The following is a 21,574-nucleotide window of genomic DNA, read 5'->3' on the forward strand; positions in this document are numbered from 1 at the left end:
ACTGATACTTATGCCATTATCATAAAATTAAAGCACTATTTATACGAACTTTTACCTACCTTATGCCATTAATTATTCTCAAACTTAGTTAAATGTATAAAACTTGCCGCAGAGTTCGCTTTCGGAGTTTTGTTCACAAGAGCACGTTTATATTTAGAGCTGCATTTTATAAATTGATAAACACCTATTCTATCACTTACAATCACTGTAACTGCTTATTATAGAGATTACTTTTGAAAATCTGGTTACGTAGAATACACTTATACCTTGCCTTACTAAGTGGCCTTTTTTTATTAATACTTAGTATTAGCGGCGCCATTTTACTCTATGCAAATGACATACAATATTATGTTCAACCCGAAAAATGGCAAGTAGAACCACAAACCAAAGCGCTTAGTCACGGTGAATTAATCCGTGAAGTACAGCAGCAAACAGATAAAAAAATCACCCGCTTTATGCCTCTCAGTAACCCTAATGCCAGCTGGCAATTTAGATTAGGTGATGGCAGTAACGCCAGTGTAAACCCGTATACGGGCAAAGTAATTTTTCAATACGAAACAAAAGACACGCTGTATGGTTTTACCCTTGCTTTGCATCGCTGGCTATTATTTGAAACAGTCTCTGGTGAAAAACCACTAAAAAACGTGGTCTCTGTATGCGCCCTATTATTAATAATAAATGTGTTAGTGGGTTTTTATTTATGGGTTAAGCCTAAAAACCGCCTAAAACGACTGGCGATTAAACCTAAAGCCAAATTTAAAGTACTTATGTATCAGCTACACACCGTGATTGGTGTTTATGTTTTATTACCGCTAATGCTTATTGCCTTTACCGGTATCACCTTTAATTGGAAAAGTGCGACCAAAACATTAGTAGAAACCGCGGCATTTTCTCACGTACAAAATAGGCCTAAAGCGCCCACAGTGATAGCAAAACCAGCAGTAATTACTAACTACGACCAAGCAATAAATAACGCCCTTGATGTATTTCCTGAGGGTATTTTGTATCGTATTTACTTACCTAAAAAACACGATGACCCAATCGCTTTACGCCTACAAAACCCAGGAGAAAGCCACGCTTATAGCTGGGTGTGGGTAAACCCATATAACGCTAACGTGCTTAGCGCGTATGATGCCAGTAAAGCAAATGCAGTTACCCATGTATGGAACTTTAAATATGTGTTTCATACTGGCGCATTTGCAGGGCCAATTGTAAAATTTTTATGGCTTTTAATATCACTGTCGTTAGCTTTTTTTATACTCAGTGGTGTTTATTTATGGTGCAAACGGCACAAGTGGGTATAGCATTACCCTTTAAATAAAAATACAAAACTGTACACAAACCAAGCAATAACGCAAACTTAAATAAGAATCAAAACCAATTATAAATCAATGATTTTTATAGAAAAACTTGCAAAATACGTAGATTTAACTACACTGTGCACAATTAAAATAGTTAAGGTGATTTATCATGAAAGGTAATCAAAAAGTAATCGATGCATTTAATACTTTGCTAGCCAATGAGTTAGCAGCAATTGACCAGTATTTTATTCATTCACGAATGTATGATGACTGGGGTTTAGATAAATTATATGTGCGCCTTAACCATGAAATGGAAGAAGAAAAAGATCACGCAGATTGGTTAATCAAACGCATCTTGTTTTTAGAAGGCGTGCCTAACATGACTAAACGCCGTGACCTTTTAATTGGTAACGATGTAAAAAGCATGATGCAGAACGACTTAACACTAGAGCTTGAAGTAGTGGCATGTGTTAAAGAGGTAATTGCTATTTGTGAAGAACAACAAGATTATCAGTCGCGCGAAGTATTAGAAAAGCTATTATTTGATACCGAAGAAGATCACGTTTATTGGTTAGAGCAACAACTTGGTCTAATTGATAAAATTGGCACACAAAACTACCATCAAGCACAAATGGGCGAGTAAGGAGCATAAAGTATGAAAGGCGATAAAGACGTTATAGCAGCTTTAAACAAAGTACTCGCTAATGAGCTTGTAGGTATTAATCAATACTTTTTGCATGCTCGTATGTTTAAAGATTTTGGTTTTAGCCAGCTTGATAAAGCAGACTACAAAGTTTCAATTCAAAAAATGAAAAATGCCGACCGTTTAATCGAGCGTATTTTATTTTTAGAAGGCTTACCTAACTTACAAGACTTAGGCCGTTTACGCATTGGCGAAAACAGCGAAGAAATGATTGCCGCAAATATGAGCTTTGAGCTCGATACAATTGATGATTTGCGCAGTGCCATTAAATTAGCTGAAAACAAAAAAGATTATATTAGCCGTGAAGCACTTGATAATATTTTGAACGAGCAGGAAGAACAAATTGACTGGCTAGAAACCCAGCAATTACTTATTCAAAACACGGGGCTTGAAAATTACTTACAGTCTCAGCTGTAAGCTAAATTTAGGTCATAAAAAAGCAGCTTTATAAAGCTGCTTTTTTTGTATTTGAATTTTTTAATAACGAATTAAGCGACTTGATCGGTAATATCTGCAATCTCAATAAGTTTGCGATTTAGGATCTTTTTAGTACAACAACAACACTTACCGCATTGGCTGCCTACTTTAAGCTCTTTAGTTAATTCACGCATGGTGGTTGCACCATCGTCAATTGTTTGCTCAATTTTTTTATCGGTCACACCGTGACAAAGACAAACATACATGAATAAAAACTACTCTCAATTTCATTTAGTAGCTGCATATTAATCTAAACAATAATGGTTATCAATTGTTTCGCAGTAAAAATCTTATTTTTCGAAAATTTTATGATCAGTGCCACTTAAATAGAGAATTCACGGCGCGTTGAGAACTTGTTGATTTATAATGAAATATGGCACTTAAATTGAGATTTATTAACTAAATTACACTCTAAAAATAATTATGTTTTTTATTAGGTAAATTTCTTAAACAACGAGAAATCGCTTGAAAACATCTATTACAGTAAGTGATTTGAAGTGGTAATTTGCCTATCTGTTATACGAAAGCTAATCGGGTTTACTTCGAGGTAGAGTTTATTTAGGCCGATGCTTGCCAGAGGAGCGACAGCGCATCTTTATTTTTCATTACGTAAAGAACCCCGACTCTTGGCCAGTTACAACTGTTAATTGCATCAATCAAAAATTACCGGCGGTCTGCTCTGTGCCAGAAGCGGACGCTGAGCATCTTTATCATGCTCATTGCAAGACGCACCACCAAGTTCCTTTATAGTTCATTTTCCCGTGCTTGCATTACTGACATTACTTTTGCCAATACACTTGGAATACCAGTACCTTTGAGATATTCAACACTTATTGGGCGACTGGTAAGTTCATAAAATAGTTCATGAAATGGACTTTGTTTTTCAATGATGACAGAAGGTAGCTCATAGCCATCATCGTTAAACTGATCAGCTGTAATATCAATAATGTAATCTTGGCATACTAGCCATGCATGTGTCTGGTTTGAGTTATCCCCTAACCCATGCCCACAAACATAGTCACTTTCTAGACTGTGATGCTTCAATAAATATATGCCAAGTAAATCAGTAGCATCTCCACAGCAGCCAGCAGGAAAGCCTGATGAAAAATAAAAGCTAGTCATGCTATGAAAGTCAGCCTTTTCAAATCGAGCTAGAATCTCTCGAATTTGATAGATCTTTTTTTCTATATTTTTATTCAATCGAAACTCCAAATTTCACTTGCGTTAAATAACTCGCCCTAAGCACTGTGTAATAGTTGACAAAATCTAAAGCGAAACGAAACCGAGCCAACAAATACGAATTCTACTTTAAGGCCTTGTTATGTAACGTTGGCAAACGCCTTTTCTAATACGACATTTACACTGCCAGCGTGGCAACTGATAACACCAGTTATAAAGTGCGAATGCCCATTATCAGCTTCAAATTTATAGGAGTTATCAAAATCCAAGTATTCATCACCAGTTAATTCAATTTCAGTTTTAGATATTGCTTCATAAAGCTTTACCATAAAATTGAAAACACATGGATTTATATTAACAACTTCACCATACCACCTCAAAGTAGATCTAATAATAGGTTCTTCGCTGACTCGATATTTTTTGGGGATAGTTTCAATGGACTTATCTACCAATTCTGATGGAACCAAACACAAGTACAATAAATCAGTTGTAATCGGTGGTAACTCTTGTACTGGAATTAGTCTCAACTCATTTAACAACTCCTTTTGATGATGAAATACATTGCGCAGTGCTTTCAGTGCAATAAATTCATCCATATCAAAGAAATTAAACAGTTTAGCTTTTGTTAACTTGTCATTAAGGCTATGAATTGCATTTAATAAATTGAATAAAGTATCTAAATCAGGGGAAATGCAATGTGAATGATACAGCCTAAATACTCTTTCACTTGCAGGTACAATTACATTCATTGATACACCTTAAAATTGAGTTACATAACGCCTAAATCAGGTGCGCCCTAGGCGTCACCTGGATTTACTTGTTAGCTTCCTGCATGATTTCACCAAATGTGAGAAACTGCCTGATTGTAGGAAAATCCCACTCATTTAGCCCTAAAGACATCAGGTGCTTAAGGGCTCCATCTTCAGGACAATCGCTGAACTCATCTGGGTATGTACTGACAAACCAACTCCAGAAGACCTTTGCTTCGAGAGGAATTTCACCCGAAATATATTGAAGCATTAGTATTGCATCAAGCATGAAATCAGATGTAAATCTCTCAATTGGAGCGATATTTATCTTTCCTTCAGGATCTTTATCTGCATGTTTGAAAAAATTATAAGGTTCATTGACAGTTCTTACATGCTTCCTGAATTCCTCTCTCGTCATGCCTTTTGGGTTCTTGACTACACTTACTATTCCTTGCTCTTTGCCCACATCAATTAACACCTGATGAGCAGATGCAATAACAGTATGAATCACTACAAAATCACGTAACTCAAAAAACAGAGTCACTGCTTCAGTAATCTGTCGTCTAGCAACTTCTATCTTGTCAATCCAAATTGGTTGCATGTTACTCCTTGGAAGCTAACAATTTAATATCGACCCATTGGGTCGTTTTTCTACCGAGCCGCGGGTCATTTTTATCATTGTACCAGTTCTACCACACTAACTAACTTGTTGCTACAGATAAACTTTTAATCATTATAGAGATTATGAAAAAGGTAAAAACGACCAAATGGGTCGTTTTCCTGAATATAGGAGAAACACATAGCAATTGGACACAAAATCAGTGTTGAAAAATAATTTTCTAATGACCGCTATTCGCTCTTTGCCGAAGTTCGGCTTAGTGCTACCACTCGTAACTCATTTCTGCCCCAAAAAGAGTTTAGCCAGCTCACTATGGAAGTTATTTCAACCTTCATTTGACCTAGTTTTTGTATTGTGGTTTGCTAAATCAAATCTACATGGCGTATTGGGCTTAAGGTAATAAATGAGTAACTTAGCAAAGCAAATTAATGATGTGTTTGAGAACTGTTCTCTTGCGCCAATTGTTCTGTTGGATGGTGCTTGGGGAGTTGGCAAAACTCATTTTATAACTCATGAATACAGCACACAATCAGATCAAGATTGCTTACTAATATCGGTTTTAGGTATCCAATCGTTACAGCAGTTTCACGAGAAGCTAATAGGGAAATACTTGTCTTTAGCTAGCAAGTCTGAATCAGACACTGCAGCAAAAACAGTGAGTATATTCTCAAAAGCTGTTAGTACATTTGGTGATGCTACAAAATCCAATCAATTGATTGAGTCTCTATCTGGATTAGTGAAACAATCCATAATTTCAAAAATTAACGATGTGACAATTATCGTTGATGATCTTGAACGTATTGAAGATAGCTCTCTAGCATCCATTATACTTGGGGAGCTATATGACATGTGCAATTCCGAAAGCAGCATTAAAACAATAGTGGTTATGAATGATTCGAAGTCATCAGTCAGTAAATCTCTTATCGAAAAGGTAATTTGCTGGAAATTTAAGTATGAGATCTCTAGTGAAAATGCATTCGGTATCGCTTTCGGAACTTTAGATGTTTCCCCTGACATTCAACGTTTTATGATTAAACGTTTAGACGAGATACAGCCTTTGAACTTACGAGTCCTTATTAGGCTAAATGACAGGATGAAACTGGTATCTAGAATGCTAGACACTATGGAGGATGAAATTGATGTCGAGAGTTCTAAGCAAGCGCTTTTCCATAAAATGCTATACCTCTCTTTTTTGCATCATCAACAAGATCAAGATTTGGAAGAAATAGTTAAACAAATCAATATAATATGTATGCCTGATGAGAAAGATGAACGCCATCCATTTTATAAGCAATACATATTTCATAATGAAAGCACTTCATTTATTGAGTTTACACTTGGCTGCTTATCGAGACCATTGCAAGATTCTGACCTACATAACCTTCGCCCAAAAACTAACGAATTATCAGATTTCATACATACGAAAGGGTTAAGCCGGTACTCTGATCAAGAGCTTGAAGTAAAAATATCAGCTTTGATTAATTATGTATCTAATGAGACGAACCCATCGCTGAGTTTATGGTATAGCGCTGTTAACTTCCTTGCCTACTTATACTCATTAGGTGCATCTAACGACCAACGACTGTCTAATATCGTCAACATAGCTCAAGAAAGGCTTGAGCACATAACACCATCAGAAGAACGACATTTTCACACTTTTTCTTTTAATTCTGGTTTACCAAAACATATCGACGAGTTGAGAGCATATTTCAAGGAAAAAGAGAGTAAAGATAATCATACTAAACTTATCGAGGAGATTGTTACATCAAAATGGCGCGAAGTTGACACAAAAGCATATTCGCATGCAGCTAATCGTCAGGAGCCACTGACTTTAAAGGCGGATGATTGGCTCGATGCTATTAGCAAATGGGATAATCATGACCTAGAGCTATTTTGGGATTTCTGTATGGAGGTTCACCGAGTCAGTGGCATCGACCACTTTTTTGGCAAAGACAATAGAGAGCAATTACCAACTTTACTGAAGTCACAGTTAAATTCGATGACTCCGTGCTTACGTAAGGGATTACTTACAAGAATTTATAATTTGTTGTCCGCAAGTTGAGGTTTCAGGGGTTGGGGTTGGATTGGTAGCTTGAATATTTTAGTTAGAAAAGGTTGTTCTACACATTATGCCTATTAAAGATCGTAACAAGTTTTGCCCAGTTCCGCGCTAACCGAGCACCGCTGACAACGGTGGTCTTTGATATTTTGAAATGCGAGAAGTTATCTGAAAGCGGGGTTCTAAGTTGTTAACTATGACGAGCTTTTGTCCATCGACGAGTTATAAATATAACTCGCCTTTGCCCCAAAACGAGTTTAGGCGACGGTCTCAAATGAGCGATAACCGGACGGTCATCTTTTTATATCAAATGCATTTAAGATTTTTCTGACTTAAATTAACTGATGTATTGTAAATAGTGATTTTGCTCCTGTATAAGGAGCGATATGAGTATCGTGAGATAAGGTTTACTTAGCTACTTTATGTTAATGTAAATAAGGTAATAATTAATTTTAAGGTTGAAGTAATGGAATATAACAATCTATCCAAGCTTATAAAAAAAGTTCTCAAAACAGATCAAAGTGGTAATACAATAATGCCCTCAAGGCGCGAAATGACAAGTAAAATTTTTGCGTTTATTATGCTTATTCCTGGAGTTATTAGCATTGTGATGACATTTGCAAGCGAAGGAGGGGAAAGTATTTTCTTCGCGACTTCTGCAAGCTTCTTTTTAGGTATATCTATATTGCTTTTTGGTCGAAAGAGCCGTTTAGAGTTTAACGTGACAGAAAAACAGCTTAATTTAAAAACCGCACTATGGGGTTGCTTTCAAAGAAGTAAAGTTGTTACATCGTTTGATACACTATCATTTGAATTGAGTAGTATAGGCGCGCAAGGCCCTTATCAAATTAAGTTTGTTGATCAGTTATATGAATTTAAACAGTATACAGATGCTAAGATGTTCATTTCGTTTTTATATACGAAATATAATACTACTGCTGTTGAAACCATATCGGATTGGCCCAACAAGACACCGATAAGGTTTGCTCAAAGTGAATTATATAGCTCACCTCAAATTACTCATGATACTAAAAAAGCTAATTCAAACTCTCATCTGGAAGATGTAGATTTTAATAGTGAAAATCTTGTTTTCATTGAAATATGGGATCGCAAATCGCTAATAAAACTATCCCTGCCATTTTTTGTTTTTACAGCCATTGCTGGCTTAGTTAAATACGGAGTGCTGTAATGTATTTTAAAGAACTATCTAGTGAGCTAGCTATTTATCGACAATCAAGGTTAAGTAGATTATTGCTAGCTTTGTTGTGTGGTTTCTTTTTATTTATCGGACTAATTAATGTGTTCAATTCTGATGAAGCAAAATCATTACCGATATGGGTATCTGGGTTTATATGCTGGCTAGGGTGGAGTGGTTCGTTTGGTGGTTATGTATGTCGTTTTGATCTCGCAAAACAAACCTTGGAATTAAAGTCGACTAGTTTATACACTATATTTAAACGTGTTTATAAATTATCAGATATTAAAGGTTTTAAAGCTATACCTAGAAAAGGCTACACACATAACTATAGATTATATGCAGTGTTGACTGATAATACTCATATTGCTTTCGCAAACTACAAAGGACGAGGATTTGCAGTTAAGGAGTGTATAAAAATGGCTGACTTTGTCAATAAGCCTTATCAAATCAATATTGATACAGTTCCATTATAATTTTATTAGAACAAAGTAGCGTAGATTAACATATTTTTTATGAACCAATGCCAGACGCTTACTTCAGGTCTGGCATTGGTTCAAACTTAAGCATCGATCTGCTCTGATACTTCTAACGCATCATCAACTTCTATTCCCAAGTACCTGACAGTGCTCTCTAGTTTTCTATGGCCAAGTAGAAGCTGACAGGCTCTTAAATTTTTAGTTTTTTTGTAAATTAGTGATGGTTTGGTACGTCTCATTGAGTGAGTACCATATTGAGTCTTATCTAACCCAATTGAGGTGACCCAAGAGTCAACTATACGTCCTTATTGACGGGTTGAGAGGTGTGCAGAAGAATGAACTCTTGACTTAAACAAGTAATCATAAGAATTGAGACTAAATTGCTCTATGAGCGCCACAATTGAGCTCCTTGTATTTCCAGTAATTTCAAATTGAACAGGCATACCAGTCTTTTTTTGAACGACTATTGCCCTTGATTGGATTGTTTTACCATGTGCGATGTCGTTAACTTTTAGTGAAACTAAATCACATCCTCTTAGTTTGCTATCTATGGCTAGGTTAAATAGTGCTAAATCTCTTATTTTATGAAAAAGTTCTAGTCGTATTCGGATAGCCCATATTTGCTGTAATTTTAGTGGTAACTTTTGTCCTACAAGCTTATTTTTATTCCAAGGCTCTTTAGGCTGATATATTGTTAACTGGTGCATTAGTTGTACTCCGGTGTTTATGGAGTTTTAAGCTTAGCTCGTTACAAAAGAATTCAGGTATGAGCGAAGTACGGCCGTTGAGATGGCCTCATGAGTCTCAAAAATGTATGACCAGACTAACATTTTGGAATCAGTTTAATACCAATTAACGTTAATTCTAGAATTTACTAATCTCTTGACCTCTTAATATTCACGTAGGATAATTTTGGCATAGAAATTAGTAATTTAACGGAATAAAAATGAAAAAAATGACGACCATTGTAACCATCGCTTTATTGACTACAGGATGCGCAAGCTTAGAATCGACGTTTAGCCAATACAACGCTCAAGCCCTGAAAATCAAGCCTTCTAAGGAAGCGGATTACAAAGTTAAACATGCCGAATTAGCGCAGACTATGGGTGAAATCCAACAATCATTAGAAAGCCCTTACGGCACAATATACGCATTCTCTCAAGGGGGGTACGACTCTTCCCCCTCCGTTGGAAAATCATTTTTAAGAACAGCCGGAGAACTGTTCAAAAACTCGTGCAAAGGTGAAGTAAATTCGCTAAAACGCTTTGAGGAAGACGCACATGAAGGAAGGCTAAATCCCCTTCTTTATGCGACAGAAGAAGAGATTGAGCTAATCTCAAAGCACGCGGTAGGGTCGTCCACTTCATCAGTCACAAATAAAACGTTTCCTCAATACCTCAAACTATCGTATCGCGCCATGCTAAACCCAGATCAAGAAAAGTATCGCGATTCCATCGTCAACTATAACAAGCCATTCGTAAGATCAGTGGACTTTGCCGCTAAAGGCATTGACCTTTCAAACCACCTACTAAGTACATTGCGATTAGGAACTAAAGCATGTTATAGCGATGGAAAAATGGTTGGTGCCCAGATATTTTTCTCTCACTACAAAGGTAAGAGTGTAAAGGGCCATACATCCGCAATAGCAGGAACACGCGGCATAACCTCTCTCTATATACCATCGAAAACGATTGATACATTCATCAAGAGTTCTTTCGAAGTGCGACTCGAAAATGTAGCGAGACAAATTAAACTTAAGGAAGCCGCAACAGCAAGAAAAGCAGCAAGAAAAGCGGCCCGAAAAGAAGAAAGAGCGGCGAGAGAACACGCTATCGCCAAAAATGACGCGGCACAAAAACAAAAATGGAACAATCGATTTGATAGCGAATTAAATATTGGAGACAGCGTTTGCACACCAGACAACAAGATTGGCTTTATCGAACAAGTGAGCGGCAACAACATTAAAGTCTGGTTTAGAGGCAAACTTGTCCGAGAAAACCAAAATTACTTTTTTGGCAACTCAGGTAAAAGACCAAACTCAAGCTTTTCTTACGAGAAACTTAATGGCTTAACTTGGGTTAAGCGTGGCGAAGTCGCATCCTGCGAGTTCAAACTAGACACATAGTTCGGCTCTTCAAAAACTGAACCGTACTAACAATTTTGGACACCTCGCTAAGTGAGTCTAATCGCCTAACGAGGTGAAAATGTCAACAAAGGAAGTCCGCAAAACACATGCCGCTGAATTTAAAGCTACATCCCTGAAGTTGGCAGATCAGATTGGCGAACTGCCACAACGCGGAAAGTTGGATTGTTTCTGGTAAATTCACCATCACTGTCGGATGGCGTGGCTTCGCCACTTATCCGACCTACGCCTAAAGGTAGGTTGGTTTAGCCGAAGACGCCACCCAACAGAGCTTCAGATACACACCTTTAGGGTCCGCAATTGGCACATTAATGCCCTTGGAATTGAGCTTGAAACTGTTCCTAAACGTTTGAACTAACAAGGAGCCTGTTTAAGTTAAAAAATGACAAAATTCACATATTATAAAAATTTATCTTTATCAGTTATTTCCATCGCATTAGGACTAGCCATCGGATTTGTAAATCTAAATCAGCTTAATAGTGGCTTTCCTTTTAAAAGTGACCTTGTAGAAAAAAGTGGTCTTGTTGATTGGGTTCAAGCACATGATTATGGAATACGCTTCACGTTTGCTAATGATCCAATGAATTTTAATTACCCGTCAAAATCAAATGGGCAAGGCATTGTTGAAGAGTCTCTTTTGAAATCAAAAGATCAGCTTGTTACTATTTTATTTGAGGCTTCTGATACGCATTCGCCAATCTACTCTTCGAAGATATATCATAATTTTTTTGAGATAAAAGTGAATGGATTACTTGTTCGTTCTTATGAAGAATCTGAACAAGCTTGGAAGTCAGACAACAAGTTGACACCTTTTATTGTTGCTCTATTTTTGATTGGAGGAACATATATTTGGCGCAAAACAAAAAAAGAGTACAAATATACTCGATATTAAAGCACAGCTAACTCTCACATCATCAGTCCAGAGGGCTCAAATATTGACTTCAAAAATCACGATTCAGCAATGTCTGCTCTTGGCACAGAGCCGTCCTTCGGCTCTGACTCATTTTTGTCCAATAGTGAGTTTGATCGACCCTATGCTACTCGTTCAAATATTCCCCCGATAAGTAGCTCATATAGCAATCTAGGTTAACGCTTTAAAAAAACAGAAGTATATTTCCGATAACTAACTACGAAGCCCTAAAAATGGGAGTTTGCTTCCGAAATATAGCAACCGAAAGTTCGAAAGCTATAGTCTAATGATTAATTGTGTTTAAAGCAGTTGAAATTATGGGTTTATTAAGTTTTACTAAAGCTGATAAATGGAATAAGCAGGACATATTATGGAAAAAGTATTTGCAGTTTTAGTTGATGGTGAAAACTTTAAGTCAGAAGCCTTTCCACGGGTGCTAGCAGAAGTTGAAAAGCACGGTTCAGTAGCACTGAAGTGGGTATACGCTGACTGGACGAACGGTTGTAGTAAATCTTGGGAGAATGTCTTAGAGATAACGGCTTCTCGGCCCAAACAACAGTTTCACTATACTAAAAAAGATGATGCTGACCATGCCTTGATTATGGACGCAATAGAGTTAATTAATAATAACAAGCGTATAAACTCTGTGTGTTTGGTTACCAGTGATGGCGGTTTCGCCAGTTTAGCTCAACGTATAAGAGAATACGGCATTTACAGTATGGTTATAGGTGAGAAAAAATCACCTAAGAGATTAATTAGGGCTTGTGAAAACTTTGTCGATATAAATAACATAGATTTTGACGATATAGTTGAAACTGACAAAGATCTTGATTTAGAGGCTTTATTAATAAAAGCATATAATCGCGCCGAAATTGATGGGGAAGCTTACCTAGGTAATTTTGGAACTGCAATCAAACGAATTGACCCCTCTTTCGACTATCGTAATTATCAAGTTGCTAGTCTCAAGAAACTTATTAAAAGCTGTGATGATATTTTCCATATTACCCAAGAGACTAATGATCGCTTTTATTTCACTCTTAAGATGAAATTAGAAGGTGTCGAAGGCAAGCTTACCAAATGTTTTAAAGTTCAAGGGTATGGTTTTGCTAATTATAATAAAAGTAAGTTTTTTGTTCATAAAAGTGAATTCATTAACCCTGAAGATTGGAAAAATGTAAATCCAGGCTCAATAATCAAGTTCCAATTTGACGAGAAAAATTCGAAAAATGGGAATGAGATCCGTGCTTTAAATATATCCATCGCTAGTTAACTAAACAGCCATAACAATGATTTTCGACTATATTTTTGGCTTATGTCATCTATAGTCGCAAGCCCAACTACTTTTTCATAGTAAAAAACAAGTCGTAGTATTTATAACAATAAGTACCCTTAGGCTACTCATTTCACATAGTTGAGGTTAGAGCGAGTAGCGGACGGTCGGGTAAACTCGTTTTTGGACAGAAACCTTTCTGTGATGTTACTTATTTAGAATAATATGGATTATCTTAAGTATTGCAAAGCATCTAATTGGTGACTAAGTTTTGTCATCCACTGCACAAGTGGTCAATTAAATTGGGCCACTTAACGATTCGTCACTCATTGCGCTCCCATATCTCAACTAAACTATTCACTAATCGCTCATAAGCAACCGCTAATTAAGAGGCCAGCTAATGTGTAAAGTGGCCTAGTATTCTTAACCATAATGATGGTTTGATATTGCCGTGGCGCTTTATGTTTCAGAGAGAGTCTATTGATCTTAGTATGGATCACCGCTTGCTATCGGGTGATCTTCTTAAATCTGTCGAAATGAGCTTAAACAGTGTAGAAGCTACGTATTTGTCAATTGGATTAGTTCAACGGTATATCGATGAAGGAAAACTAATAAGCTTTTGTGAGGAATAGCTCCCGTAAGGAAAATAGTTGCATCTGGTTTATACCGATAAGTAGCACTTACCTTCAAAATCGAAGGAATTTATTCACTTTATTAAAAGCCAGCGTGAGGAAATTACCGTATTGTTAAGCCAGCATAACTCCGAGTACTCTTCAATAAAGAAAATCATTCAGAGCTAAGCATTTATTAGATTGTTGGCTCTCTATTAAAGCACGGAAAGAGCTAACTGCAATATTGCCCGAGCCTCCTTACTGGATTCACCTTTCATCACCTGTAACTGCGCAAAGCTGATTTGGGTATAAATATAAATAGCAGCAAATCGGCTATCCATATCCACTGCTTTGAACTCTCCTTTCTCTTTTGCCGCATCAATCCATAGCTTGAATGCCTTTATAACATTTTCATAGGTTTTATCGATTTGACCGATTGTTGAATCACCTAAGTTCAAGCGTGATTCTTTCATATTTGCAAACAAGCACCCTTTTGGCATTTCAGAGGTTTCATCTTCTCTCGTGCTGAAAAGTGCAAGATTTTGTAACGTCTCATTAAATGGAGTGTCCAAGCTCAGAACGCTGAGCATCGGGCTGAGTATTGTCTTCTCGTAGCGCTCTAGCACAGCATGCCTCAAACCATCTTCATCACCAAACTCTCGATAAATACCTGGCTTAGATACGCCTGCCAGTTTGCACAATTCATTGATCGACACCTGATTGATACCTAGTGTCCAATAACTTTCCTGTGCGATATCTAGTACATGGTTACGGTCGAATTTTTTAGGTCGACCACGAGATGCTTTTTTTTCTTGATTCATATTTAAGTACCGACTGGTATTTTATTATTGACAGCTGAATGACATAGAATTAAGATACCACCCAGTACTTAATTATTCAAGAAACAAAAGAGGCAATTTCAATGACAAACCAAACCGTTCTACTGACTGGTATTTCAGGCTTTATTGGTCTTCATATTGCAAAGCAGCTTTTAGACCAAGGCTTTCACGTTCGTGGCTCTATTCGTAATATGAAAAAAGCACATAGCATCAAAAAAACGCTAGAGAAAGCATCAGCCAATGTAAGCGTGTTGTCATTTGTCGAGCTAAATCTGACCTCTGATGAAGGATGGGATAACGCCGCCGAAGGCTGTGACTATGTAATGCATGTTGCATCTCCGTTTGCCGCCGCTGAGCCAAAACATGAAGACGAGATGATAAAACCTGCTGTCGACGGCTCACTTCGAGCACTTCGAGCTGCTAAAAAGGCTGGAGTAAAGCGAGTTGTATTAACTAGCTCTACCATGACTATGATGGCGACAATGAAAAGTGGCACAATTGGGCCTGATGATTGGGCTGACATTAACGCTAAAGACATTAGCACTTACGCAAAAAGCAAGACATTAGCAGAACAAGCGGCGTGGAAATTTATGGAAAAGCAAGATTCGGCTATGGAGCTTGTTACTGTCCACCCTGGTGGCGTATTTGGTCCGGCATTAGGTGATGACATTAGTGGCCAATCGATGTCAATGATTGACCAAATGCTACACGGAAAAGTCCCAATGCTCGCTAATGTGGCAATTCCAATGGTCGATGTTCGTGATGTGGCAAATGTCCACGTACAAGCAATGACTCACAATAAGACTGCCGGTCAGCGTATTATTGCTTCTCGTCCAGAGGCAATCCACCTAACAGAGATTGCAAAGGTACTGAAAGAGCATGGCTATAAAGGTCCAAGCACACGCGTCGCTCCAAACCTATTGATTCGTATCATATCTCTTTTTGATAGCGAAGCCAAAGGCATGCTCGGCTTCCTAGATATGAAAATCAGTGCAGACAATAGCAAAGCACGTAAGCTATTTAACTGGGCGCCACGCCCGTTTTCAGAAACTGTACTTGATGCGGCAAAATCTATTAAAAAGATTCAGGAAAAGTCATAACACGCTTGCTATAAAGGTATCCGTTAATCATTGTTCACATGCCACCAAGAGTCATAGCTTAGAGAGAGGTATTAAGCAGTCTTATATACTAAGACGCCCAAGGTTATTATCAGCCTCGGGCGCTTCTTTTTAGCAAAATTAAAATAGCTTCCCCTAACATCAAGTCATGAGTGTGTATTCGATTCGCAATATCATTAAATATTCTAATGGTGCACTAAAAGGCTTCTAGCTTGAAAAGGGGCAGAAACGAGTTACGACTGCTGACACTAAGCCAAACTTCGGCAAAGAGCGATAACCGGACATTAAAAAAGTTAAATTTATCCCACGTCTTTGAGTAGGAGCCTAATTTTGTAAGACAACATTATTAACCGCCGCTTTGGAGGTGTGATGAACCACTAAAATGGTGTTCAATAGGCTGTTAGGATACAACGGGCAAGCTATGGGAAGCCCAAAGGTTAACTTCAAGAAGATGGGCGCAAAACCACTATATGGGTAATAGATAAGAAAAATCTGATAAAGTAGTAACCATTAATAGATGATTAATTACGTCCTTAGATCAAGCGGCAACCGAATCGTAACCGCTGATAACGAGCCAGAAGACAGCTTTATTGTGCCTCGGTGAGCATCGGTGATCTTCTGCACTAATGATAACCCCAGACCACTACCGGAGATATTTTGTTTGCCACGACCACGTTGAAAAGGCTCAAACATGCTTGCTTGATCTGCTTCTGGAATACCGTCGCCGCCGTCGCTGACGATCAAATTTACAGATTCTGTATTAAGCTGAACATCTACCACAACAGGTGTACCGCCGTACTTAAACGCATTATCCACCAAGTTTCGGATAAGGTGTTGGATCATTCGTGCATCCCCGTACATGCTCACTGGTGACCCCTTAACATCGCAATTTGAGTAACGAGCGCATTCTTCTGCGATGACACCCATTAAGTCAAACACTTCAAAATCCTGTTGCACGACACCAGCATCGATGCGGGTCATCAAAACTAGCTCGTCGATCAATACTCTTAGTTCTTGGACATCTTGTGCCAATGCTAATTGTCGAGCATCATCGTCTACAGTTTTGATCATTTCAATACCGAGGCGAATACGTGTTAGAGGTGTGCGCAATTCGTGAGATGCGTTGGCGAGTAGCAGCTTTTGAGCATTGACCAATACTTCGATGCGTTCGGCGGTAGAGTTAAAGCTACTAGCAAGAGCTGCAATCTCGTCGCTACCTTCTGGCTCAACACGAGCGCTGAGATCGCCGAAGCCTATTTGTCTAACAGCGAGTTGCAGCCGCTCTATTCTTCCCGTAAAACTTCGAATGAAAGGGTACATGATTGCTGAGATACCAAGGGCGGAAATGATCAGAAATATCACAAATACGGCGGATTCACCGGGCAATGCGATCCTGTTAACATTGATAACGAGCTGGCGACCGTCTGTTAATTTGGTTGCCCACCGCGTGCCACCTTCAGTCTGTCGCCACTCGCCCTCAGCCAACGGTACGTCGTCCAATCGGGTTACTGTACCGACTGACGCAATCAGCAGCTTTTCGCTGCTGTAGAGAGATAGATCAATATCGAGGTAGTGGCCAATTTTATCAATGGCTGCTTGCTGCACATCTTCTGGTTCGGTGGCTCTAGGCACAAGAAGTTCACTAAGAGCAGCGGTTTTGACAAATAGCTGCTCGTCATATTGATCTTGACCAATGATCGTCCAAGCAATCGTGGCGACCAGAGCGAACCCTAATAAGCTTGAAAAAACAATGAAACAGATTTGTAGGTACAGACGACTGTTAATCATAACTGCATCACTCCTGCGAGCGTGCAAACAAGTAGCCGACACCGCGCACAGTAATAACACGGCGAGGCTGTTTAGGGTCAGTTTCAATCTCGGCGCGTATTCTAGAGATATGCACATCGATAGAACGGTCGAAGGCTTCCAAATCTGACCCTTGAAGTTCATTCATAAGTTGATCGCGGGTTAATACTCGCCCTACGCCACCTGCAAGTATCGAAAGAAGTTGGAACTGATAGGAGGTAAGATCGCAGCGTGTCCCGTCTATCCGTGCTTCCATAGCATCTTTGTCGATTTCTAGCGCGCCAAAGCGAACGACATTGACGGTTTGCGAATGTGTACCGCGGCGTAATATAGCACGTAGCCGAGCTAGCAATTCTCGTGGTTCAAATGGTTTGGGCAAATAATCGTCAGCCCCCATTTCTAACCCCAACACACGATCAAGGGGGTCACCCTTTGCAGTGAGCATTAAAATGGGAATGGCTTCGGTTGCTCTGAGTGTTCGGCATACTTCTAAACCATCAATATCAGGCAACATCAAATCAAGAATGACCGCTCGAAAATTTCCTTGTTGCTGCAAAGCTAATCCAGAGGAACCATCTATTGCAGACGTGACAAAGTAACCCTCTTTCTCAAGATACTCTTTGATCATTGCTGCGAGACGTTCATCGTCGTCGATCAACAAAATGTTGTCAGTTGTTTTGGTCATGTTCATATCCATATTATGCCACATTTTTTTTTAAACTCTCTAGCTTTACATTACTTTACGTCGTAGAAAAAACAGAGCAATGCAGTTGTGTTGTTATGAGTATAGGCAATTAGGGCAACTGCCTATACCGCGATGTGCGGCCACACTAAAACTATTAAGTGAGAAATCATGATTGCAAAACATATTACTTTACCAAGCCTTGGGGCACTCTTTTTCAGCACACAGATTGCTTTCGCAGTAGAGCCTAGGACCGAAGACCAGTGGAGTATTTCGACCACGCTAGGAATCGTCAGTGCATCCACCTATGTGGGGGATGACGAAAACCAACTGAACATTCTTCCCGATGTGCGCGTGACTTACGGAGATCGATTTTTTGCATCACTGTTAGGCGGTGTCGGCTATAACTTTGTGACAACAAATAACTGGAAGGTTGGTGGAATTGTTAAATACGATTTTGGCCGCGATGAGGATGGTGACAATCCATTGCGTATATCTGGTGATGACATAAATGATCTGTTGGGGTTGGGCGATATCGATGGTTCAGCTGAGGTTGGAACTTATGTCGAATTCGAAGCTAGACGATTTCGATCAAAACTGGAAATACGCCAAGGGCTGTCCGGCGGACATGAGGGTTTGATTGCAGAAGCTGAAATCAAATTTACCGGACAATTTCAAATGCTCTCGAAATCCGCCTTTTTTGCGGTAGGGCCAGAAGTCGTCTATGGCGATAAAAACTACAATCAGACCTATTTTGGTATCACCAGAATGCAAACATCGCGCACGGGACTTTCTACGTATCAAGCTGATGCGGGATTGGTTTCCTATGGACTGCACGGCTCGTTGGTCTTAGCGCTCAATGGTCGAATCACCCTGATTGGCTTTGTTGGCTACGACATGCTCGGCGATGAGGTTGCCGATTCTTCGCTAATTACGCAGCGAGGTAGTGACGATCAAGCCATAAGTGGCCTCATGCTTAGTTATCAGTTTTAACCAACATTAACGACAGAGGTGAACTGCAATGACTGCTGAAACCATAACTTATACCAATGCATTGGGCGAGGTAATTGCACCGTTCTTGCTCGCGGTACGCTCGACCGGCTTCTTTGAAGTCTATGTGTATCTACCACTAATGACGATACTCGCCATTTTTATTTTCAGACGTACCTACCATCTAATGATGGCCAATGGCACATTCGATTCGCCGCTTCGTCAGCGATATCGCTATGTCATTTTGTCACTGTATTTCATGATATGTTTTTTCTTCACCGGCGTTATCGCGGTAGCATTCAAGACCATGATTTTGGAAGAGACGGACTACACTGAGGCACATTGGTTTATCACTTATGTGAGCTACTTGCATTTTTACATCGCCAGTGTGTCATTGGCCTATATCTATCTTATGCGCACCAATCGTTCGTCGCTTTTTTCGCGGGTATTGAGTGTCTACATACAAGTGGGCTTTCTTGGTGCATATCTAATCGGTATCGACCGCATTGTTAATGAACCGTGGGTGCTGCTCGATCCAACGAGCGGTTTGAGTGGTTTCTACATGTTTGCGATATTCGGTGTATTGCATTTTGATGTGCTCGTGCGGCTTCTGCAGCCGTGTAATAATGCGGTCTTGGTAAGCGCACCAACGATGATAGGCGACGACAATGCTAAATCGTAAACATACAGCGCGTGCAACGGCGTACACCTCGGTTGCTAAATGGCTGCATTGGACTATGGCGGCTTTGGTGGCCGCCATGTTACTTAACGGTTGGTCGCTAGATAATTACGAAGGTGGGGCATTGTCAGCAGCACTCTCGCATCACGCGCTAGGGGGCTTTTTTGTCGCTTCGCTTTGCGGACTTCGATATCTATGGCGCACCTCACATCCGCCGCCAGAGTTACCAGTAACATCATCAAGGCCACAAGTGATCGCTGCGAAAGTCATCCATACTACATTTTACATTTTGATGTTCGTTGTACCTGTTACTGGCATCATGACAGCAGTAGCGCATGACGTGCCGGTGGTCGTTCTAGGGGTGATCGATCTACAAGATACATTTTCATTTTTTGGCCACGACAATTCTGACCTTAAACGCTTCATTCATGCCCAAACGATGCATACCTTCGCAGGGCTGATTATTAGTCATATCGGGGCAGCACTGGTACATCAATTTTGGGTTAAAGACGGCCTGCTTCGACGGATTCTATGGGAGAAAAGCAATGATAGTTAGCCGCACCAAACGAGCTGGTATTGCAATGGGCGCGATGATCGTCCTTTCTCTTAGCATTGCTGGCTTTAGCGTTGTCCAATTACAAGCTGGGTTAGAAACCCCATCAGAGGCTGCTATTGTGGCGGCAGAGCAAAAAGTGCGGGGAACGGACACACCAACGGCTATTACTGAATACTCTACGTTCAGAGTGCCGGTGACGGGTTATATAGCCGTATCAGTCTATGCCCGCGAACACGATAGTGCGAAAGCCAATATTTTTATGGTACATGGAGCAGGCGGCGGCGCGTGGGTTTGGGAGTATTATTTTGAACACTTGCCGACATATTATAATGTCTACGCTTTGAGCTGGCGTGGTCATTTCGACAGTTCAAGCGTTGATGATGCTAATGCCAACGATTATGTTGTCGATCAAGAGGCGGCACTAGCTGCAATCACCACACGCAATGACTTACCTACACACATTATCGGGCACAGTTACGGAGGTGCTACGAGCGTTATTCAGGCAGCACGATCAGAGGTAAAGATTGGTTCGTTGGTACTGCTTGCGCCGGTTGTTCCGCTTGATTACACATTCGCACAACGTCTAATTGTGCCAGCTATCGCGCCGTATTTTATTCGCAAGGCAGTGAAAAATGGCAATGAATTAGAGGGCACATTTGGAGGTATGTTTTTGTCTCAGAGTCGTATGCGGCGTTACCATGAGTTATATGCCGGACATGATTACTCGACTGAGAAGCTGAGCCTAATTGCTGATGATGGTGTGTCTCCTGAATGGCAAGATTTGTTGTCAACTTCGTATCAGGAGGTTACTAATCGTGGTATTCCGGTATCTATTTTTATGGCGCGATATGATAACGTGGTTGTACCGCATCGGCAACGAAATACAGCTAAAAATACTGGAGCAAAATTGGTTGAAATAGAGAGTGGCCATTACATTCCGCTTGATGTTGGTGTCATCGATGTAGTGATGGCTACTGTGGATATCCTTACTTTACCGTAATCTTATTAATCGGATAAAGGTTATTATAAAACAAAAACCCCCTTTTGAAACTATCGCAGGGGGATCAAGTTTTAACCTTCAATCTTCAATCGACAATCGCGTGCGGTTAGCCTTGACTGCTTAAACAACATAAATCATTCATCTACTAAGGTGACAGAAAGCGATCTTGTTTGTAAGCGTATAGCTAACGACACCTAACCTTACTTAGT

At 39.6% G+C, this 21,574-nt stretch carries 21 protein-coding genes and 1 pseudogene; 14 read left to right on the plus strand and 8 right to left on the minus strand.

Annotated elements, in window-relative coordinates:
- The first annotated feature begins 233 nt into the window (after window positions 1–233).
- The 3 genes from WDB87_RS02775 to bfr (WDB87_RS02785) all read left to right on the plus strand — a co-directional run bounded on the left by WDB87_RS02775 (window position 234) and on the right by bfr (WDB87_RS02785) (window position 2,421).
- Window positions 234–1,304: a PepSY-associated TM helix domain-containing protein gene (locus WDB87_RS02775; protein WP_337848939.1), complete on the plus strand. Its 1,071-nt coding sequence runs from the start codon at window positions 234–236 to the stop codon at window positions 1,302–1,304.
- A 166-nt stretch (window positions 1,305–1,470) separates the two neighbouring features.
- Complete coding sequence (gene bfr / locus WDB87_RS02780; protein WP_024031963.1) at window positions 1,471–1,944, plus strand: bacterioferritin; 474 nt, start codon at window positions 1,471–1,473, stop codon at window positions 1,942–1,944.
- 12 nt (window positions 1,945–1,956) lie between these two features.
- Window positions 1,957–2,421 (plus strand): bacterioferritin, encoded by a 465-nt coding sequence (gene bfr / locus WDB87_RS02785; RefSeq protein ID WP_004588793.1) that lies wholly within the window; start codon window positions 1,957–1,959, stop codon window positions 2,419–2,421.
- Window positions 2,422–2,492: 71 nt separating this feature from the next.
- On the opposite strand, the gene WDB87_RS02790 is transcribed toward bfr (WDB87_RS02785), so the two are convergent.
- The 4 genes from WDB87_RS02790 to WDB87_RS02805 form a co-directional block, all read right to left on the minus strand.
- Complete coding sequence (locus tag WDB87_RS02790; RefSeq protein ID WP_286249084.1) at window positions 2,493–2,687, minus strand: (2Fe-2S)-binding protein; 195 nt, start codon at window positions 2,685–2,687, stop codon at window positions 2,493–2,495.
- 538 nt (window positions 2,688–3,225) lie between these two features.
- On the minus strand, window positions 3,226–3,681 hold the full coding sequence (locus tag WDB87_RS02795) for a hypothetical protein (RefSeq protein WP_337848940.1): 456 nt from the start codon (window positions 3,679–3,681) through the stop codon (window positions 3,226–3,228).
- A 119-nt stretch (window positions 3,682–3,800) separates the two neighbouring features.
- Entirely contained in the window at window positions 3,801–4,409 is a 609-nt protein-coding gene (locus WDB87_RS02800; RefSeq protein WP_337848941.1) for a hypothetical protein, read from the minus strand.
- A gap of 64 nt (window positions 4,410–4,473) precedes the next feature.
- The gene (locus WDB87_RS02805) at window positions 4,474–5,010 is read right to left on the minus strand and encodes a hypothetical protein (RefSeq protein WP_337848942.1); all 537 of its coding nucleotides are present in this window, start codon (window positions 5,008–5,010) and stop codon (window positions 4,474–4,476) included.
- Window positions 5,011–5,431: 421 nt separating this feature from the next.
- Here WDB87_RS02805 and WDB87_RS02810 point away from each other — a divergent pair, with 421 nt between their 5' ends.
- The 3 genes from WDB87_RS02810 (at window position 5,432) to WDB87_RS02820 (ending at window position 8,758) form a co-directional block, all read left to right on the plus strand.
- Window positions 5,432–7,090, plus strand: coding sequence for a P-loop NTPase fold protein (locus WDB87_RS02810; protein WP_337848943.1), 1,659 nt, complete (start codon window positions 5,432–5,434; stop codon window positions 7,088–7,090).
- Window positions 7,091–7,553: 463 nt separating this feature from the next.
- Window positions 7,554–8,276: a hypothetical protein gene (locus tag WDB87_RS02815; RefSeq protein ID WP_337848944.1), complete on the plus strand. Its 723-nt coding sequence runs from the start codon at window positions 7,554–7,556 to the stop codon at window positions 8,274–8,276.
- Window positions 8,276–8,758 (plus strand): hypothetical protein, encoded by a 483-nt coding sequence (locus WDB87_RS02820; protein ID WP_337848945.1) that lies wholly within the window; start codon window positions 8,276–8,278, stop codon window positions 8,756–8,758. The genes WDB87_RS02815 and WDB87_RS02820 overlap by 1 nt, the downstream gene beginning before the upstream one ends.
- An 86-nt stretch (window positions 8,759–8,844) precedes the next feature.
- Here WDB87_RS02820 and WDB87_RS02825 read toward each other — a convergent pair.
- Window positions 8,845–9,468, minus strand: a pseudogene (locus tag WDB87_RS02825) (tyrosine-type recombinase/integrase).
- A gap of 239 nt (window positions 9,469–9,707) precedes the next feature.
- Here WDB87_RS02825 and WDB87_RS02830 point away from each other — a divergent pair.
- From WDB87_RS02830 to WDB87_RS02840, 3 genes are all read left to right on the plus strand, one after another.
- Window positions 9,708–10,886 carry a hypothetical protein gene (locus WDB87_RS02830; RefSeq protein ID WP_337848946.1) on the plus strand — a complete coding sequence of 393 codons (1,179 nt, stop codon included), beginning with the start codon at window positions 9,708–9,710 and terminating at the stop codon, window positions 10,884–10,886.
- Between the two features lie 400 nt (window positions 10,887–11,286).
- Window positions 11,287–11,796, plus strand: a complete 510-nt coding sequence (locus tag WDB87_RS02835; RefSeq protein ID WP_337848947.1) for a hypothetical protein — start codon at window positions 11,287–11,289, stop codon at window positions 11,794–11,796.
- A gap of 388 nt (window positions 11,797–12,184) precedes the next feature.
- Window positions 12,185–13,084 carry an NYN domain-containing protein gene (locus tag WDB87_RS02840; RefSeq protein ID WP_337848948.1) on the plus strand — a complete coding sequence of 300 codons (900 nt, stop codon included), beginning with the start codon at window positions 12,185–12,187 and terminating at the stop codon, window positions 13,082–13,084.
- 826 nt (window positions 13,085–13,910) lie between these two features.
- On the opposite strand, the gene WDB87_RS02845 is transcribed toward WDB87_RS02840, so the two are convergent.
- On the minus strand, window positions 13,911–14,516 hold the full coding sequence (locus tag WDB87_RS02845; protein ID WP_337848949.1) for a TetR/AcrR family transcriptional regulator: 606 nt from the start codon (window positions 14,514–14,516) through the stop codon (window positions 13,911–13,913).
- Window positions 14,517–14,617: 101 nt separating this feature from the next.
- Here WDB87_RS02845 and WDB87_RS02850 point away from each other — a divergent pair, with 101 nt between their 5' ends.
- Window positions 14,618–15,634: an SDR family oxidoreductase gene (locus WDB87_RS02850; RefSeq protein ID WP_337848950.1), complete on the plus strand. Its 1,017-nt coding sequence runs from the start codon at window positions 14,618–14,620 to the stop codon at window positions 15,632–15,634.
- Window positions 15,635–16,177: 543 nt separating this feature from the next.
- Here WDB87_RS02850 and WDB87_RS02855 read toward each other — a convergent pair.
- Both WDB87_RS02855 and WDB87_RS02860 read right to left on the minus strand, forming a co-directional pair.
- Window positions 16,178–17,440 carry a sensor histidine kinase gene (locus tag WDB87_RS02855; RefSeq protein ID WP_337848951.1) on the minus strand — a complete coding sequence of 421 codons (1,263 nt, stop codon included), beginning with the start codon at window positions 17,438–17,440 and terminating at the stop codon, window positions 16,178–16,180.
- Window positions 17,441–17,447: 7 nt separating this feature from the next.
- Window positions 17,448–18,143 (minus strand): response regulator transcription factor, encoded by a 696-nt coding sequence (locus tag WDB87_RS02860; protein ID WP_337848952.1) that lies wholly within the window; start codon window positions 18,141–18,143, stop codon window positions 17,448–17,450.
- A 168-nt stretch (window positions 18,144–18,311) separates the two neighbouring features.
- On the opposite strand from WDB87_RS02860, the gene WDB87_RS02865 reads away from it, so the two are divergent.
- From WDB87_RS02865 to WDB87_RS02880, 4 genes are read left to right on the plus strand one after another with little or no spacing between them, the layout of a single operon-like run.
- Window positions 18,312–19,133, plus strand: a complete 822-nt coding sequence (locus WDB87_RS02865; RefSeq protein ID WP_337848953.1) for a MipA/OmpV family protein — start codon at window positions 18,312–18,314, stop codon at window positions 19,131–19,133.
- A gap of 28 nt (window positions 19,134–19,161) precedes the next feature.
- The gene (locus tag WDB87_RS02870) at window positions 19,162–19,812 is read left to right on the plus strand and encodes a hypothetical protein (RefSeq protein ID WP_337848954.1); all 651 of its coding nucleotides are present in this window, start codon (window positions 19,162–19,164) and stop codon (window positions 19,810–19,812) included.
- On the plus strand, window positions 19,799–20,365 hold the full coding sequence (locus WDB87_RS02875) for a cytochrome b (protein ID WP_337848955.1): 567 nt from the start codon (window positions 19,799–19,801) through the stop codon (window positions 20,363–20,365). Before WDB87_RS02870 ends, WDB87_RS02875 begins: the two co-directional genes overlap by 14 nt.
- On the plus strand, window positions 20,355–21,365 hold the full coding sequence (locus WDB87_RS02880; protein ID WP_337848956.1) for an alpha/beta fold hydrolase: 1,011 nt from the start codon (window positions 20,355–20,357) through the stop codon (window positions 21,363–21,365). The genes WDB87_RS02875 and WDB87_RS02880 overlap by 11 nt, the downstream gene beginning before the upstream one ends.
- Window positions 21,366–21,574 lie beyond the last annotated feature (209 nt).

It is taken from the genome of Pseudoalteromonas sp. C12FD-1 (assembly GCF_037414265.1).
Taxonomy (GTDB): domain Bacteria; phylum Pseudomonadota; class Gammaproteobacteria; order Enterobacterales; family Alteromonadaceae; genus Pseudoalteromonas.

Coding starts and splice junctions, on each gene's coding strand:
- bfr (WP_024031963.1), top strand. CDS start 1,471: ATGAAAGGTAATCAAAAAGTAATCGATGCATTTAATACTTTGCTAGCC.
- bfr (WP_004588793.1), top strand. CDS start 1,957: ATGAAAGGCGATAAAGACGTTATAGCAGCTTTAAACAAAGTACTCGCT.
- WDB87_RS02790 (WP_286249084.1), bottom strand. CDS start 2,687: ATGTATGTTTGTCTTTGTCACGGTGTGACCGATAAAAAAATTGAGCAA.
- WDB87_RS02800 (WP_337848941.1), bottom strand. CDS start 4,409: ATGAATGTAATTGTACCTGCAAGTGAAAGAGTATTTAGGCTGTATCAT.
- WDB87_RS02805 (WP_337848942.1), bottom strand. CDS start 5,010: ATGCAACCAATTTGGATTGACAAGATAGAAGTTGCTAGACGACAGATT.
- WDB87_RS02810 (WP_337848943.1), top strand. CDS start 5,432: ATGAGTAACTTAGCAAAGCAAATTAATGATGTGTTTGAGAACTGTTCT.
- WDB87_RS02815 (WP_337848944.1), top strand. CDS start 7,554: ATGGAATATAACAATCTATCCAAGCTTATAAAAAAAGTTCTCAAAACA.
- WDB87_RS02820 (WP_337848945.1), top strand. CDS start 8,276: ATGTATTTTAAAGAACTATCTAGTGAGCTAGCTATTTATCGACAATCA.
- WDB87_RS02830 (WP_337848946.1), top strand. CDS start 9,708: ATGAAAAAAATGACGACCATTGTAACCATCGCTTTATTGACTACAGGA.
- WDB87_RS02835 (WP_337848947.1), top strand. CDS start 11,287: ATGACAAAATTCACATATTATAAAAATTTATCTTTATCAGTTATTTCC.
- WDB87_RS02840 (WP_337848948.1), top strand. CDS start 12,185: ATGGAAAAAGTATTTGCAGTTTTAGTTGATGGTGAAAACTTTAAGTCA.
- WDB87_RS02845 (WP_337848949.1), bottom strand. CDS start 14,516: ATGAATCAAGAAAAAAAAGCATCTCGTGGTCGACCTAAAAAATTCGAC.
- WDB87_RS02850 (WP_337848950.1), top strand. CDS start 14,618: ATGACAAACCAAACCGTTCTACTGACTGGTATTTCAGGCTTTATTGGT.
- WDB87_RS02855 (WP_337848951.1), bottom strand. CDS start 17,440: ATGATTAACAGTCGTCTGTACCTACAAATCTGTTTCATTGTTTTTTCA.
- WDB87_RS02860 (WP_337848952.1), bottom strand. CDS start 18,143: ATGACCAAAACAACTGACAACATTTTGTTGATCGACGACGATGAACGT.
- WDB87_RS02865 (WP_337848953.1), top strand. CDS start 18,312: ATGATTGCAAAACATATTACTTTACCAAGCCTTGGGGCACTCTTTTTC.
- WDB87_RS02870 (WP_337848954.1), top strand. CDS start 19,162: ATGACTGCTGAAACCATAACTTATACCAATGCATTGGGCGAGGTAATT.
- WDB87_RS02875 (WP_337848955.1), top strand. CDS start 19,799: ATGCTAAATCGTAAACATACAGCGCGTGCAACGGCGTACACCTCGGTT.
- WDB87_RS02880 (WP_337848956.1), top strand. CDS start 20,355: ATGATAGTTAGCCGCACCAAACGAGCTGGTATTGCAATGGGCGCGATG.